Annotated in this window: 14 protein-coding genes; 8 read left to right on the top strand and 6 right to left on the bottom strand. The window is 72.4% G+C overall.

Features of this window, described 5'->3' with window-relative positions; translation table 11 throughout:
• Positions 1 to 76: 76 nt before the first annotated feature.
• A complete protein-coding gene (locus tag ACIBM5_RS07705) occupies positions 77 to 1,450 on the bottom strand; it encodes a helix-turn-helix domain-containing protein (protein WP_396005926.1) in 1,374 nt (457 codons plus the stop codon).
• A gap of 102 nt (positions 1,451 to 1,552) precedes the next feature.
• On the opposite strand from ACIBM5_RS07705, the gene ACIBM5_RS07710 reads away from it, so the two are divergent.
• From ACIBM5_RS07710 to ACIBM5_RS07725, 4 genes are all read left to right on the top strand, one after another.
• Positions 1,553 to 1,696 carry an albusnodin family lasso peptide gene (locus ACIBM5_RS07710; RefSeq protein ID WP_396005927.1) on the top strand — a complete coding sequence of 48 codons (144 nt, stop codon included), beginning with the start codon at positions 1,553 to 1,555 and terminating at the stop codon, positions 1,694 to 1,696.
• Positions 1,697 to 1,787: 91 nt separating this feature from the next.
• Positions 1,788 to 3,614: an albusnodin/ikarugamycin family macrolactam cyclase gene (locus ACIBM5_RS07715; protein ID WP_396005928.1), complete on the top strand. Its 1,827-nt coding sequence runs from the start codon at positions 1,788 to 1,790 to the stop codon at positions 3,612 to 3,614.
• A 35-nt stretch (positions 3,615 to 3,649) separates the two neighbouring features.
• Positions 3,650 to 4,405 (top strand): lasso peptide biosynthesis B2 protein, encoded by a 756-nt coding sequence (locus tag ACIBM5_RS07720; protein ID WP_396005929.1) that lies wholly within the window; start codon positions 3,650 to 3,652, stop codon positions 4,403 to 4,405.
• Positions 4,406 to 4,452: 47 nt separating this feature from the next.
• Complete coding sequence (locus tag ACIBM5_RS07725) at positions 4,453 to 4,944, top strand: GNAT family N-acetyltransferase (protein ID WP_396006368.1); 492 nt, start codon at positions 4,453 to 4,455, stop codon at positions 4,942 to 4,944.
• Positions 4,945 to 5,551: 607 nt separating this feature from the next.
• On the opposite strand, the gene ACIBM5_RS07730 is transcribed toward ACIBM5_RS07725, so the two are convergent.
• Positions 5,552 to 6,154 (bottom strand): hypothetical protein, encoded by a 603-nt coding sequence (locus tag ACIBM5_RS07730; protein WP_396005930.1) that lies wholly within the window; start codon positions 6,152 to 6,154, stop codon positions 5,552 to 5,554.
• An 838-nt stretch (positions 6,155 to 6,992) separates the two neighbouring features.
• Here ACIBM5_RS07730 and ACIBM5_RS07735 point away from each other — a divergent pair.
• The 3 genes from ACIBM5_RS07735 to ACIBM5_RS07745 all read left to right on the top strand — a co-directional run bounded on the left by ACIBM5_RS07735 (position 6,993) and on the right by ACIBM5_RS07745 (position 10,931).
• Positions 6,993 to 7,460 carry an Lrp/AsnC family transcriptional regulator gene (locus ACIBM5_RS07735; RefSeq protein ID WP_391584227.1) on the top strand — a complete coding sequence of 156 codons (468 nt, stop codon included), beginning with the start codon at positions 6,993 to 6,995 and terminating at the stop codon, positions 7,458 to 7,460.
• Between the two features lie 199 nt (positions 7,461 to 7,659).
• Entirely contained in the window at positions 7,660 to 9,015 is a 1,356-nt protein-coding gene (locus ACIBM5_RS07740) for a pyridoxal phosphate-dependent decarboxylase family protein (RefSeq protein ID WP_396005931.1), read from the top strand.
• Between the two features lie 113 nt (positions 9,016 to 9,128).
• Complete coding sequence (locus ACIBM5_RS07745) at positions 9,129 to 10,931, top strand: SpoIIE family protein phosphatase (protein ID WP_391584225.1); 1,803 nt, start codon at positions 9,129 to 9,131, stop codon at positions 10,929 to 10,931.
• A 316-nt stretch (positions 10,932 to 11,247) separates the two neighbouring features.
• Here the strand turns inward: ACIBM5_RS07745 and ACIBM5_RS07750 are convergent, their stop codons facing one another.
• Positions 11,248 to 12,060, bottom strand: coding sequence for a hypothetical protein (locus ACIBM5_RS07750; RefSeq protein ID WP_396005932.1), 813 nt, complete (start codon positions 12,058 to 12,060; stop codon positions 11,248 to 11,250).
• Positions 12,061 to 12,231: 171 nt separating this feature from the next.
• Here ACIBM5_RS07750 and ACIBM5_RS07755 point away from each other — a divergent pair, with 171 nt between their 5' ends.
• A complete protein-coding gene (locus ACIBM5_RS07755; RefSeq protein WP_396005933.1) occupies positions 12,232 to 12,423 on the top strand; it encodes a hypothetical protein in 192 nt (63 codons plus the stop codon).
• Positions 12,424 to 12,730: 307 nt separating this feature from the next.
• Here ACIBM5_RS07755 and ACIBM5_RS07760 read toward each other — a convergent pair whose 3' ends face one another.
• The 3 genes from ACIBM5_RS07760 to ACIBM5_RS07770 form a co-directional block, all read right to left on the bottom strand.
• Positions 12,731 to 12,928, bottom strand: coding sequence for a hypothetical protein (locus tag ACIBM5_RS07760; RefSeq protein ID WP_391584222.1), 198 nt, complete (start codon positions 12,926 to 12,928; stop codon positions 12,731 to 12,733).
• A gap of 106 nt (positions 12,929 to 13,034) precedes the next feature.
• A complete protein-coding gene (locus ACIBM5_RS07765; protein WP_396005934.1) occupies positions 13,035 to 13,904 on the bottom strand; it encodes an NAD(P)H-binding protein in 870 nt (289 codons plus the stop codon).
• 189 nt (positions 13,905 to 14,093) lie between these two features.
• Positions 14,094 to 14,363 carry a hypothetical protein gene (locus tag ACIBM5_RS07770; RefSeq protein ID WP_396005935.1) on the bottom strand — a complete coding sequence of 90 codons (270 nt, stop codon included), beginning with the start codon at positions 14,361 to 14,363 and terminating at the stop codon, positions 14,094 to 14,096.
• Positions 14,364 to 14,523 lie beyond the last annotated feature (160 nt).

The raw sequence follows: 14,523 nt of genomic DNA on the forward strand, positions 1-14,523 counted from the left end.
CGGCCCGCTGCTCGCACTCCGACAACGCAAGCGGTTCCGCAACCGTTCCGGTATGTCGTGCGGCTGCTTGGGGCGATCAGATGCCGACTGCTCGGACGAGGTCCTTGACGCCGACGGCCCTGGGGCGGCGTCGTGCGAGATCGCGGGTCAGCGCTCGCATCGACGGACGATTGCGAACCTCCGCAGGTGCCTCACGCAACGCGTTCATGAGGGCCACGATGGTCTGGTCGGGCTTGTCCCACAACCACCAGGCACGCGCCATGTCGGTGTGGAAACGACCCCTGCGCTCGGAGGTGTCGAAATGCCGCGACGCGAGGTCGCGGCCGGCGTGGACAGCGGCGCCGGCGTCCCCGAGCGCCCAGTGCACACCCACCTCGTACAGGGCCACCGATGCCGGGGTGACCTTGAATGCCCTGGTATCCGTGCGGCTTGTCGGGATTCGTGCTGCGGCGCTTCGGGCGCTTCGCATGAGTTCGATCGCCGTCCCGCGATCTTCCACCCCGGCAGCCGTGTATGCGCAGGTGCACAACATCTGCGCATACGTGGCGGCCTGTTCCGATGTCCGCAGGCCCGTCTGCTCGACGCGTCCGGCCGCCTCCAGTGTGATGCGCTGCGCGATGCTTCCTTGGCCCTGGTGCCGCAGCACGATGCCGAGCATGCGCGCCGACGCGGCCTGCGCGAGCGGAGATCCGGATTGATGGGCGTAGACCGTCGCGCGGTCCGCGGCACTGCGCGCCGCGCCGTATTTACCGAGCTTGGACAGGGTCTGGGTGCACAGGTCGTAGCAGGCGGCGAGGCGGGTCAACACCGCTTCGTCGGTGGCCTGTTGGACTGCGGTGTGCGCGGTGGCAAGCAGATTCGGCATCGCGGCCGCGAGTCGTGCGTGATCCCCGACGTCGTAGAGCGTGCGGGCGCGACCCAGGAGTCGGACAACATCCGCGGAGGTCGCCGGGCCGGCGGTGGTGGGAATGGACGCCAACGCGTCGTCGACGCCGACCAGGAGCGCCGTCGGGACGGCGGCAAGCGAGGCGGTCAGCAGCGAACGTCGGCGCACGGGGTCCTCCTCGTCCCGCCGGTCGGCGGTCCCAGCCACCCTAGCGGGTAGCGACTCCGTCACGCCGAGTACTGCCGCAAGGACGCGCGAAGGCATCCCCACGGCGACGGCCGCGGCCCGCATCTTTGCGAAATCGTCCTTGCACCGACCCGATTCGAGCCTGGACACGGCCGACGCCGAGTATCCGATCAGGAGCCCGAGATCCGCCTGTCGCATACCTCGCGCGGTGCGCCCGGCCCGCAGCAGGGGGCCGATGCGACGCTCGCGGACGAGCGCGCTCACATGCGGCGAATCCCACAGAGCGTCTGCCATCCATGCCCCCGAGAGACGCAGGGATATTCGTCTCACCGTAGCCGGATGATCACGCTCCGTCGAGACGATGTGCAGGATCCGCATATGGCATGCGCGTTCTGCACATCCCGGACGCAACCGCGCGAACCGGTGTTGTCCTGATGTGGGGACGGCACCACCGTCTTCCTCAACTCCAGGAGGCACACGATGAAGCAGCCCGCCACCCGCAACACCCGTCCCGCGCGCGTGATCCTGCCGGTTGCCCTCGGCACCGCCGGCGTCCTCACTCGGGGCGGCGACACGAGCGGCAGCGAGAACAAGCGCAAGATCTACAGCTCGACCACGCGCTGACCCCGAAACCGTCGGCCGCCCCCGCACGGCGAGGGCGGCCGAGGTCGTTCACGCTCACTTCCCGCACAGCGATGCCCAAGGAGCTACGAGCATGATGATCGGTGGGTTCGTTTCCAGGACGTCCCGTGCCACCACGCCCGTGCCCGTGTCCGCGCTCGCCCACGACCGGCTCCCCCTGTGGTCACTCGGCGACGGGCCATGGTCGAGGATTCGCACCGGGTACTCCACCCATCGGGCGGTCTGCGTGCTCGGCACCTGCGGAGCCGACTACAACGACCTGACCGCGCTCGCCGCGCGCGGGGTCCGGCCGGCGGACCTGTGGCGATGGCCGGGCGCCTACTCACTGATCGAGATCACCGACAGCGGCACCGCCCTATACGCGGATCTGGCATCGGCGGTGCCCGTGTACTGGACACAGGCGGCATCCGGCTTGGCATGGTCGACATCGGCCCGAGCGCTCGCGGGTCTGGTCGGTGCCGACGTGGACACCACGTGGCCGGCGGTACGGATGCTGACCCCCTCGTGTGTGACGGCCATCCCCACCCGAACGGCGTTCTCAGGCGTTCACCGCGTTCCCGCCGGACACCGCGTAGACCTGTCGGCCACGCGGGCGTCCGAGCCCGTCCCACTGTGGTCCGCCGAGCCGACGACGGGTCCGACCGAGGCGGCCGTCCGGCTCGGCGTGGCGCTGACCGCGTCCGTCGAGCTGCGCGCGCTGACGTGCGAACGCCCCACCGCCGACTTGAGTGGCGGTTTCGACTCCACCGCCGTGACCCGCCTGGCCGCCGCCGCCCTCGCCCCGCAGGGAAGAACCATCGGCGCCGTCACCCTGCACCACGAACACGCCACGACCGGCGGCGATCCGGAGTACGTTCCCGCCGCTGCGGCGCACTCGGCGATCGACCACCGCATGCTCGCGCTCGACGACCGCCACCAGCCCTACACCGATCTCGACGCCATCCTCCCCGCCACCGACGAGCCCGCCCCTGCGATGCTCGGCCACGCCTTCTTCGCCCACCAACTCCGCTTCGTGCGCGACGTCTTCGGCAGCGACGGACACCTGACCGGAGACGGCGGCGACACCCTGCTGTGCCCACCCCTGCTCTACCTCGCCGACCTCCTCCGCGCCCGCCGGCCACAGACCGCCATCACGCACGCCCTGGGCTGGGCACAGGTCCGCCGCACCCGACCGCTCCCACTCCTGCGCCAAGCCCGCACCGCGGCGCACACCTCGCGCTCCGCAGCGCTCCGCCGAACCGCCCAGGTGCTGACCGGAACGGCGCCCGGCCCCGGCGGCCTCGCGCTCCTCCCCGTCGAACCACCGGCGACCTGGGCGACCGACCACGCGCGACGCCTCGCGGCGTACACCTACGACCAGGCAGCGGATCTCGCCGAGCACACTGCGATCGGCGACCTGGCGAACGCGGTCAGCTGGGACCAGATCGGCGAGATCGGTCGCACGGCCGCCGCCGACGCCCACCTCGCTCACGCCCTCACCGGGGTATCCCTGCACAACCCGTTCACGGACTCGCACGTCGTTGCGGCGGTGCTGTCCTGCCCCTCTCCCAGCCGCACCAGTCCCGACGCCTACAAACCTCTCCTGACCCGGGCCCTGCCGCACGTCCTCCCCGCCTCGATCGCCGCGCGCGTCACCAAGGGGACCTCGACCAGCGATCACATCCGTGGTTTGCGCACCCACCTCGACCGTGTACTCGCCCTGGCCGACGGACACCTGGCGGCACTTCAGCTCGTTGACGTCGAGGCCCTGCGGATGGCCGCCCGGCACACCGCCGCCGGCATCGGCCGCGGGGACCTCGACGCCGTCCTTGCCCTGGAAATGTGGCTGCGCGCCCACCGGGAAACTCCGGCCGTCGCCTGGCATCAACGACCGGACATCCATCCCTGGGAAGCCGCGTGAACACCCACATCATGGCCGGCCGGCACACCCACGCCGTGGAATTCGCCGGGCCCGGCATGCCCGGCATCGTCGTGCTCATGGACACCCGTGACGGCATGGTCCAAACCCTGATGGAACCCGCCGCCACCTGGTGGCGCACCCTCGCATCGACCGGAGATCCCGCCGCGGCCGCACGCGCCGCGAACCTCTCCGCCACCGAGGCGACAGGGCTCACCCGAGCGCTGACCGCCGCAGGTTTTCTCACCACCACCACCACCACCCGCCCCGCGCCCTGGCCGGCGCTCATCGTGGGGCTGGACCCCGGCCCGAGTTGGGGCAGCCAAACCGCTCCGGTCGCGCTACCCAAGCACCCACCGAGCCGACGGGCACTCCGCGCCACGGCCTTCCTCGTGATGGCTGCCGTGCTGACCATCACCCGATGCGGCTCACACCACCGATACTTTGACCGGCACCTGAAAGCCGTGCGTGCCGTGGCCCATTGGAACGCGCTTCGGCATGCGCCCTTTGCGGATCCGGCGACCGCCGCCGAATCCGTCGACGCCGTCCGGCGCGCCGCCAGATGGTGCCCCGCCCGAGCGGTGTGCCTGGAACAGGCGACCGCCGCGATGGTATTGCTCGCGCTCCGGGGACACTCGGCAACCTGGTGCCAGGGCATCGCACCCGATCCAGTCCGCCTGCACGCGTGGATCGAGCACACTGACTCCGGGGAGCCCGTCGACGAACCGGCGGACACCGCTGCCTACACCACCGTCCTGCGTATCCCCGGGAGGCGATCACCATCGCGCACCTGACCGGCCCCGACCTACTCCGCTCCACGGACACCATCGCCATCGGCCCACTGCGCCGCGATCTCTTGGACGTGTACCTGCGTTGGACCAACGATCCCGTGTCCATGAGGGGCAACGGCCGCGTTGATCCCGAGACGCGCGAAAGGCTGCGCGCGGGCCTCGACGTCATGATCGCGGGGGACAACGCGCACTTCACGATCTACGACCCGGCTCGCCAGGATCGCACCGGCGGCCCTTTGCCGGTTGGCACAGCGACTCTGTCGATCGACCGTCCTGTCGCGGCGGCGGAGTACCTCGTCACCCTGGGCGAGGAAGGTCGAGGGCGGGGGCTCGCCGCTCCCGCGACGCGCCTTGTTCTCGACTTCGCCTTCGAGGACGCGGGCTTGGAGAACGTGTACCTGACCGTTCTGGAGCCCAACGTCGCCGGCATCCGCGCCTACACCCGAGCCGGATTCCAGCTCATCGGCCACCGTCGCCGCAGTGCTGTGTGGGCGGGCAAGCGCGTGGACGAAATCCTCATGGACGCGATCCCCCCGTCGTAACGAACGGACATCTGACGTCCGTTCCGGGGGCAGCCGACGTCGGGTCCCCTCCAACACCGGTTGCCCGAGCTGTAGCGTCGCGCGGCGAGTGTGTGGGTTCGCTGGGCCCGAGCCGTCGCCTCGTCGTACGGTGCAACGGTTTCGAGGCAGCCGTACAGGATGCCGTCGAGTCGGTTGGCGGGTCGACGCGGGCGGGTCGAGCCTCGGTAGATCGTGTCAGGGAACACGCCTGGTCCGTGTTGACCTTCGAGCCGGTTGACGTCCGACGATGGCGGGGTGCCGAACTCCGAACTGATGCCGATCGGGGTCTTCGCCCAACGCAGCGGTCCGACCCCGAGCGCGTTGCGGTTCTACGCCGACTACGGGGATCCCACTGCATGAAGCACGACATCGCGCTTCTCACCGTGGGGGACGAGGTCGACTCGTCGCCCGCGTGCGGCAGCCCCTGTTCTGCCGCTCGACCAACGCCCCTCCCGTCGCCCCTCGACCTGCCTCGACTCGACGTGCGGCAGCCCCTGTTCTGTCGCTCGACTCACGTACGCTGCCTCCCGCCTCGCCTCGACCGGCCCCCACGCGCGGCAACCCCCGCCCTGGCGCTTCGGCATGCTCAGACCGTCAGGGTCCGTTCGGCGCGGAGCGTCGCTGCGATCTCGACGCAGCGGCGGGTCTGGGTCCGGGCCAGGTCGAAGGAGAGCATCGTCGGGTCCTCCGTGCCGCCGGCGGGTGGGGATGCGGGGGTGGGTGCGGCGACCGAGTGCTTCGGTCGGCTGGTCGAATCGCCGGTTACGGGCCGGTAGACGATGCCGAAGCTGCGCATCAGGCCGCCGTGCAACGTACCGGGGGCGGGCGCGGTGACGAACACGCCGAACACCTTTTGCTCGGTGCGGCGTTCCCATTCGTCCCGCATCTCGTGCGCGGCCGGCGCGGTCGCCGGCGCGGTGGCGGAGTCGGCGAGCCGGCGCAACAGCGCGACGACGTCGCCGTCCCGGGCCGGGGCGCCGAGCACCACGACGTCGGCCCAGGTCAGATCCCGCGTCGTCGCCGGTGGATCGGCCTTCGCGTCGGTCGGTGGCCGGTCCGGCGTCGGCTCGGGCAGTCTGCGCAACCGCACCTCGGCGCCGGTGTTCCAGGCGACCGCCGCCACCGCGTCGGCCAACGCCCGAACGCACTCGGCGGTGTCGTGATAGATCACTGCGACCTTGATACTCATTCTTCTCGTCTCCTCTGTCGGTACTCCGACGCCGGCCCGCGTTCGCGGGCCCGGGCCGGGCTCACCTCACGCTATGCGCGGGCGGACCGTGCGGAGCTGCCCGTACACGCCACGAAGAGGACCCCTCGCGCCAGACGGTTCGTCGCCACACGCCACCACCCGTTCCGGGTCGATCGAGCCGGGCCGATCGCGCCGGGCCGATCGACTCGGCCGTCCGCCCTCACCCCACCGTCCGTCACCTGAATCACCGTCAGCCGACTCTGCCGAGGCAACTCGCCCCGCTCGCAGGCAATTCGCCCCGTCCGAATGCGGAACCTCCGGCCGGTTGCAGTCCCTCGCCCGCCGCCCCGCCCGGCCCACCGGAGCGCGCGGCAGCTTCGAACGATCAGTTCGCCGTCCACCAGATTCTGCGGGGACGTCCACAATCCGCGCTCGCCCTTTTTTGCCTCGGCCCGCCGGCGAGGCAAGCCCGCACACACCCCGCCCGCGTCGCCGCCGACGACATCGCCCGGATCCGGCCGCGCAACGACCACGGCCGCGCAACGACCACGGCCGCGCAACGATCACCGCCGCGCAACGACCACCGCACCAACGGCCGCAACCCGGAGCCCGCGTCTCGGCCCCAAGCGTCCCTCAGCGACTCCCCGCGACTCCCCGCGACTCCCCGTGACTCCCGACAACCCGAGCCGGCCACGCAGCAGCCCCACAACAGCCCCGCACCCAAGCCCCGGTGGGCTACCGTCACTGTGCCCCGTCCGCCCGCCCCCGCCGCCCCGAACCCCGCCAGACCCGCCCGACCCGTTCGACCCGTTCGACCCGCACCCAGGAGACCCGATCGATGGCGCTGGACCCGTTGGACAGCCGAATCATCACCGCGCTCATCGACGACGCGCGCTCGACCTACGCCGAGATCGGCACGCGGGTCGGCCTGTCCGCGTCCGCGGTCAAGCGGCGGGTGGATCGGCTGCTCGCCGCCGGCGTGATCACCGGCTTCTCCGCGTCGGTCGAGCCCGCCGCGCTCGGCTGGACCACCGAGGCGTTCGTCGAGCTGTACTGCGTCGGGCGCACCTCGCCGAGCGAGATCGGCAAGGCGCTGGCGAAGTTCCCCGAGGTGGTCTCGGCCAGCACCGTCACCGGCGATGCGGACGCGGTGGTCCACCTGCTCGCGGCCGACGTGCAGCACTTCGAGCGGGTCCTGGAGCGGATCGCCGCAGAGCCCTTCGTGGTGCGTTCGAAGAGCTGTGTCGTGCTTTCCAGGCTGGTCAGGCGCAACGGAACAGCCTGGCAGGGAGTGGAGACGCAATAGATCGGCGTCGGCGCGCAAGATCGACCTCTTGGCCCGATCGCACGCATGTACGTAGGGTTTGAACTGCCGGTGCAGACCGACCCGGCATCCTCATCCGGCTTTCGTGAGAACGCCACCCGCGGGGGAAACGCCCTCCCCGCGGGCACCCAACCCTGCGCGGGTGCCTCGCCCGAACGCGCCGAGAGATTGCCGAGCCCACATGCGCATGCACCGGTACGATCCCGCTCTCGCCGACCTGGTCTTCGACTACATGCGGGAGCGGCTCGCCCTGGACCCGGTGCCGCTGGACCACCCCGGGCGCAAGGACAAGCTCGACCGCGCGCTGGACGGCCTGATCGGCGCGCACGGCAACGACCCGAGCGAGGTGATGTCGGTCTACGCCGACCAACTCGCGCCCGCGGTCATCTCCTGCGACAGCCCGCGCTTCCTGTCCTTCATCCCGGCCGCGCCGACCAAGGCCGCGCTGCTGTTCGACATGGTCGTCTCGTGCGCGTCCCTCCAGGGCATCTCCTGGCTGGAGGCGGCCGGCGCGGTGGCCGCCGAGAACCAGGTGCTGCGCCTGATCGCGGACCTGGCCGGACTGCCCGCGGGCGCCGGCGGGTGCTTCGTCAGCGGCGGTTCGGCGGGCAACCTGTCCGCACTCGTGGTCGCCCGGGACATGGGCCGGCGGCGTACCGGCGCCACCGCCCGGGATCGTCTGCGGATCGCGGTCAGCGACCAGGCGCACTCCTCGATCGGCAACACGCTGCACATCATCGGCATGGAACCGCTCGTGGTGAAGACCACCGACCACCGCCTCACCGGCGAGGCGCTGCGCGCCGCCCTGGCCGCCGATCCGGACGCGGACGACGTGGTGGGCGTGGTCGCCACCGCCGGCACCACCAACGCGGGCATCATCGACGACCTGGCCGGGATCGGCGCGGTCGCCCGCGAGCGCGACCTGTGGTTCCACGTGGACGGTGCCTACGGCGGCGCGGGCCTGCTCGCGCCCAGCGTGCGCGCCCGCTACGACGGGATCGAACTGGCCGACTCCTTCGTGGTCGACCCGCACAAGTGGCTGTTCGCGCCGTTCGACTGCGCGGCGCTGGTGTACCGCAACCCGGCCCCGGCCCGCGGCGTGCACACCCAGGACGCGTCCTACCTCGACGTCCTGCACACCGACGCGCCCGAGGAGTGGAACCCGACCGACTACGCCTACCACCTCACCCGGCGGGCCCGCGGCCTGCCGTTGTGGTTCTCGCTCGCGGTGCACGGCACCGACGCGTACACCGAGGCGATCGAAGTCGCGCTCACCCTGGCCCGGGACACCGCGGAGCTGATCCGCGCCACCCCGCACCTGGAACTGATCCGCGACCCGGAGCTGTCCGCCGTGCTGTTCCGCCGCACCGGGTGGAGCGCCGACGACTACCTGGAGTGGTCGCACCGGCTGCTCGCCGGCCAGGTCGGCTTCGTCACGCCCACCGGTTGGGAGGGCGAGACGGTGGCCCGCTTTGCCTTCCTGCATCCGGGTACCACCATGGCTATGGTCGAGGAGATCCTGGCCACGATGGTGTAACGCACTGCGGCCTGCCGCTCGCGCGTTCGGGTTGCCGTGGCCCAGACTGGAACCCGAAGGTCGGCTTCCGGGGGCCGGGCGCCTCACGGGACCCGGGGCTGGAGAGGACAGGCGTGGCGCTGGACGAGTATGCGGACCCGCCGATGACGGTGCCGGAGGTCGACGCCGTGACCGGTGCGGTGGCACGCCTGGTCGGGGCGAACGGCAGCGACCCGCGCGAGGCCGGCGCGTACGCGGTGCTGCAGGGTCTCCTGGACGGCACCCGCGCCGCGGTCGCGGTGATGAGCCCGGGCCTTCGCTACCTCTACGTCAACCCGGCCCTGGCCCGGATGAACGGCATCTCCGCCGAGGAGCACCTGGGCCGGACCATCGGCCAGGTGCTCCCGGACGTGGACGCCCAGGAGGAGATCCTGCGCGCGGTGCTCCGCGACGGCGTGGCCCGCGAGGCCACCTCCACCGGGATCACCCACGCGGGCCCGCGCGACCGCCGCTGGTGGCACGGCGCCTACCACCGCCTGGAGCACGAGGGCGAGGTGGTCGGCCTGGCCGGCGTCATCCTCGAAGTCTCCGAGTCCCGCCGCACCCAGATGGAACTGGACGCGGCCCGCCGCCGGCTGGCCTTCCTGGACGCGGCCGCGACCCGGGTCGGCACCACCCTCGACCTGGTGGAGACCTGCGAGGAACTGGCCGAACTCTTCGTCGCCGAGCTCGGCGACGTGGCCGCGGTGGACGTGTTCGCGGTCGAGGGCGCCAACGGCACCCCGCACGCGCCGCAGGACATGGTGCGGATGTGGCGTGCCGCGCTGTCGCATCGGCCGGGGATGGCCGAGCAGGCCGCGATCCTGCGTCGGCCCGGCGAGAACGTGGACTACCAGCAGGGCTCGATGGTGCCGCGCGCGCTGAGCGAGCGCAGCCCGGTGGTGGTCAACCGGGTCAGCGACGAGGAACTGGCCCGCGAGGTGTCCAGCCCCGACCGGGTCGACATCTTCCGCTCGGTCGGCCTGCACTCGATCGTGGCGCTGCCGCTGGTGGCCCGGGGCAGCGCGATCGGCATGGTCACCCTGGCCCGGCACGGCGTGGCGCAGGCGTTCTCCACCGAGGACGTGGTGCTGGCCCGGGACCTGGCCCGGCGCGGGGCGATCAGCGTGGACAACGCCCGCCGCTACGCGCACGAGCACGACATCGCACTCGCCCTCCAGCACGCGCTGCTGGCCGCCCCGGACGCGCCGCACCCGGACATCGAACTGGCCTCGCGCTACCGGCCCGCGGGCAGCAGCGTCGAGGTCGGCGGCGACTGGTACGACGCGGTCGCGCTCAGCGGCGGCCGCACGCTGCTCGCGGTCGGCGACGTGATGGGACACGGCGTGCAGGCCGCGGTGGAGATGAGCCAGTTCCGGGCGCTGCTGCGGGTGCAGGCGCGCTCCGACCTGGAGCCGCACGAGATCCTGGCCGCGGTGGATCGCACCAGTACCAAGGCGGGGATCGAACGGGTGGCCAGCTGCCTGCTGGTCCTGGTCGACCCGGCGGCGGGCACGGTCACCTTCGCCAGCGCCGGCCACCTCCCGCCGCTGCTGGTCGGCCCGGGCGACGCGGCCGAACTCGTCGACGTCCCCGTGGGACCGCCGTTGGGCACCGGGTTCGGCGGCTACACCTCGGTGCGCCGGCGCAGCGAACCCGAGCGGGTCCTGGTGATGTACACCGACGGCCTGATCGAGCGCCGGGGCGAGGACATCGGCGAATCGCTCCAGCGGCTGACCCGGGTGGGACTGAGCGCCGAGACCCCGCTGGTGCGTCTGGTGGACACGCTGATCGCGCGCATGGTCACCGACAAGCCGGAGGACGACATCGCGGTGCTGGCCGCACGCCAACGACCGGCGGGCGGGCCCGGGGCCGCGGGGGCGACTCCGGGTCGGTGATCCGCGCGGTCGTCCGGGCGCGGGGCGTCGAGGGCGGCCGGATCCGCCCCCGGACGGTCGATCGTTCGTCGGCGTGCCGGCGGGAGAGCGGAGATCCCGGACGGCGGGCCAGGCCGTGTCCGGCGGATCCTGGTGGGGCCGCGTCGCCCGGCACCGCACCTCGCCGCACCGGCGAAACAGCCGAATGGAACCACCATGCGGCTGCTTCTGCGGCACGCCGAGCCACGGCACGGGACGACGCGACCTCATCCACCAGGATCCGCCGGACCCGGCCCAGGTGTGCGTCCGCGCGGTGCCCGGCGCGTGCCGTACCCACTCACCCGGAGCCCGCCCGCTCGCGGCGCCAGGTGTGTCGGGCGCCGTCGACCTCGCGTCGCGCCCGGGGCTCGGGGTTCGGCGCCACGGGCATGGGTGCGGGCGCGGCCACCAGCCGGCCGGCGATGGTGTCCTCGAAGCGGCGACGGATCGGCTTCCAACGGGCATCGCGACGGGCCGCCCGCGCGGTGGCGCGACGCAGCCTGCGGGGCTTGTCGCGGTAGTACCGCCGGGCCCACGGCGAGCCGGGTCGGGCCAGCCGGATCCCCGCGACGATGTTGACGATCGGGATGAACACGCCGATCACGCCGGTGCCGACCTTGCCCTTGGCGAAGGTGATCGCGGCCATCACCACATCGAGCAGCAGCACGATCGACCAGGCCACCAGATCGTCGAGGGTGTGGCCGTCCGGCGTCGCGTCGAAGGGCACGAAGCCGCTCGCGGCCAGGCCGACCGCGGCGGTGGCCAACACGGTGGCCTCGATCGAGATCCGGCCCTGCTCGGTCCAGTACACGTCGGACAGGTGCACGATCATCCCGAACTCGTCCAGCACCAGCCCCGCGCCGATCCCGAGCAGCACGCCCGCGATCGACCGGGCGACCAGGTATTCGCCGCTGCCGACCGCGAGGAAGCCGCCGATCAGGGCGAGCACGATGCCGGGCACCACGTGATGGATGTGCACACCGCCGCTGCCGATGTTGTGGAAGGGACCGCGGCCGGCCCGGATCAGTCGGGTGATCGTCCGCGTCACCAGGAAGGTGAGCAGCAGCGACGCGAACGCCAGGCTCATCGGCAGCCGACCGTCGTGGATCATCGGGCCGCGCTGCCGGGCGGCCGGTTCCGGTGCTCCGCCATCGGCACCCCTCCTCCGGGTCGGTGCTCCTGTTCCCGGTGCCGCGGCGGACTACGAACGCCGAACAGGTGAACCGGGACGTCTCGGCGGGCGCCGCGGTGACCAAGTGCACGCGGTCTCGTTGGGCGGGACATGATCAAGCGCCTCGCCACCGCCGCCCTGGTCGGCACCGCCCTCGCCGTGTCCTGCGGCGCCTCCGCCGCCCATGCGCAGGAACCGACGCCGAACACCGGCCGGGTCGCCGGCGTCCCGAGCGCCGTCTACCCGGACGGCCTGAACAACCTGAACGCCGTCAACCCGCTCGCGGGCACGCTGCCGCTGTAGGGGCTGTCCTGCGCTCACGGGCCGTCCTCCACCCTCGCCGAGCACCGCGACGCCGGACGCCCGGCACGCCCCCTTCGGGCTCCTCGCTGCGCTCACCTCGCCGCCTCGGTGAAACACCCGAAGAGAACCATGCGCGCGTTTTTCGGCACGCCGACGCACGGCCCCGGGCGCCGCGGAGCCCGACGCGGGATGGAGAACGGTCCCGGGGGCGCGGCCCGCGCCGCACACCGGCGTGGTGTCCCGGTCCGGCCCCGAGCGGGGACACCACGCCTTCGGCGTACCGCAGCAGGACTCTCCCGGGTCCCGGCTACTCGTCGTCGAGCGCGCGGCGCAGTTCCTCGGCCTCCCGGTTGGCGGCGGCGAGATCCTCGGTCATCCGGCGGGTGCCCTCGGCCACCCCCGCGTCCCAGATGCGTTGCACCAGGGCATTCGCACGATCCTGCGGCAGGTCCGTCTCGCGCATCAGCAGCTCGGTCAGCTCGATGATCGGGTGTTTGGGATGCATGGCCCCAGCAGACCCGGCCCGGGAGCCGGCCGCACCCGGGCACGGCCGGTCGGGGGAGTCGCCGAGCCGGGCCCGGGCCCGGGCACCGGTGACACCGGGGCGGGTCCTACGCCTTGAGGTGCTCCCAGGACTGCGGATGGGTGGTCAGGTAGCCGGCCAGGTTCTGCGCGGGCCGGCCGGTCAGCATCGGGACCGCGGTGGAGACCTTGGCCATCTCGCCGGTGGCGATCGCCTCGTACGAGGTCACCCAGCCCGCCATCTCCCACGCCGGCGCGTTGTACCGCGCGCGGGAGGCGTAGGCCTGGTCCCGGGATTCCGCGACGTACTCGATCAGCCGCCCGGTGAAGCGGGTCAGCTCGGCCGCCGCCTCCGCGAGGGTGATCGCCTCGGGACCGGTGAGGTCGTAGGTGAGGTGGTCGTGCGCGTCGCCGCCGAGCAGTACGGCCGCCGCCGCGTCCGCGATGTCGTCGTGCGCCACCGCCGCGACCCGCCCCTGCCCGCCCGGGCCGCGAATGGTCCCGTCGGCGCCGACCATGGCGGGCAGTACGGCCAGGTACAGACTGTCGCGCAGGAACGTGTGCCGCAGCCCGGTGTCCCGGATGTGCTGCTCGGTGTGCCAGTGGTCGCGCGCGAACGTGAACGTCGCATCCGGCGCCGCGCTCTGGAACGACACGTAGACGATCCGCCGGACGCCGACCGCGACCGCGGCGTCCACGGCGCAGATGTGCTCACGGACCCGATCGGCGCTCTCGCGGGCCGAGACCAGGAACAGCGTGTCCGCCCCGTCCAGGGCCCGCCGCATCGCCGCCGCGTCGCCGTACGACGCGGGCGGGGCGTGCACCGCACCGTCGAACTCGGGCAGCCGGGACGGATCCCGACCCACCAGACGCTGCGCCGTGCCGGCCTCGGCGAGCCGGCGGGCGACCCGGCCGCCGATCTGCCCGCTCGCTCCGGTGACCGCGATGACTGGTCCCATGACGACGTCCTCTCCCGGCCCGAAGGCCCGACGGTCCGGCTCCGCGTTCGACGGCCGCACGGCACCCGCGGCTCGGGCACCGACCCTACTGCCCGGTTGTCCGGCTTTCCTCGAACCGGGCCGGTACGGCGCGCCCTTGCCCGGTCGGCCGATCCGGGACCGCGGCTCCGCGTCGGTGTCGCGGTCGGGTCAGCCCAGGTCGTCGAGCGGGCCGAGGACCAGGTCCAACACCGGCCGGGCCCGGTCGACCAAGTCGTTTGCCTGGTCGGGGTATTTCGCGGCGAGGATCACCGCGCAGATCACCACCGGCAGCAGGAGCACGCCGCCGACGCCCGAACGCCCGCTGCGTCGGCGCCGCTGATCGGCGGCGGACATCTGCTCCCGGAAGACCCGCCGGTCGACGTCGTTCCGGAACGCCCGAGCCTGCCGCGCCGCCTGCATACCCGAATCGATGGGCATCTCGGCCACCCTCCCCCTCGCCCGCGCGATCGCGAGTCGATACCTGGGACGGGCCGGGCAGTTGCCGCGGTTCGTCGTCCGCGCGGTTGTCACCGCGTCGGGACGATTCCGTGACCCGTGACCCGTGACCCGCGACTCGCAATCGACGACCGGACGGCAT

Source organism: Embleya sp. NPDC050493 (genome assembly GCF_044458105.1).
Classification (GTDB): Bacteria; Actinomycetota; Actinomycetes; order Streptomycetales; family Streptomycetaceae; genus Embleya.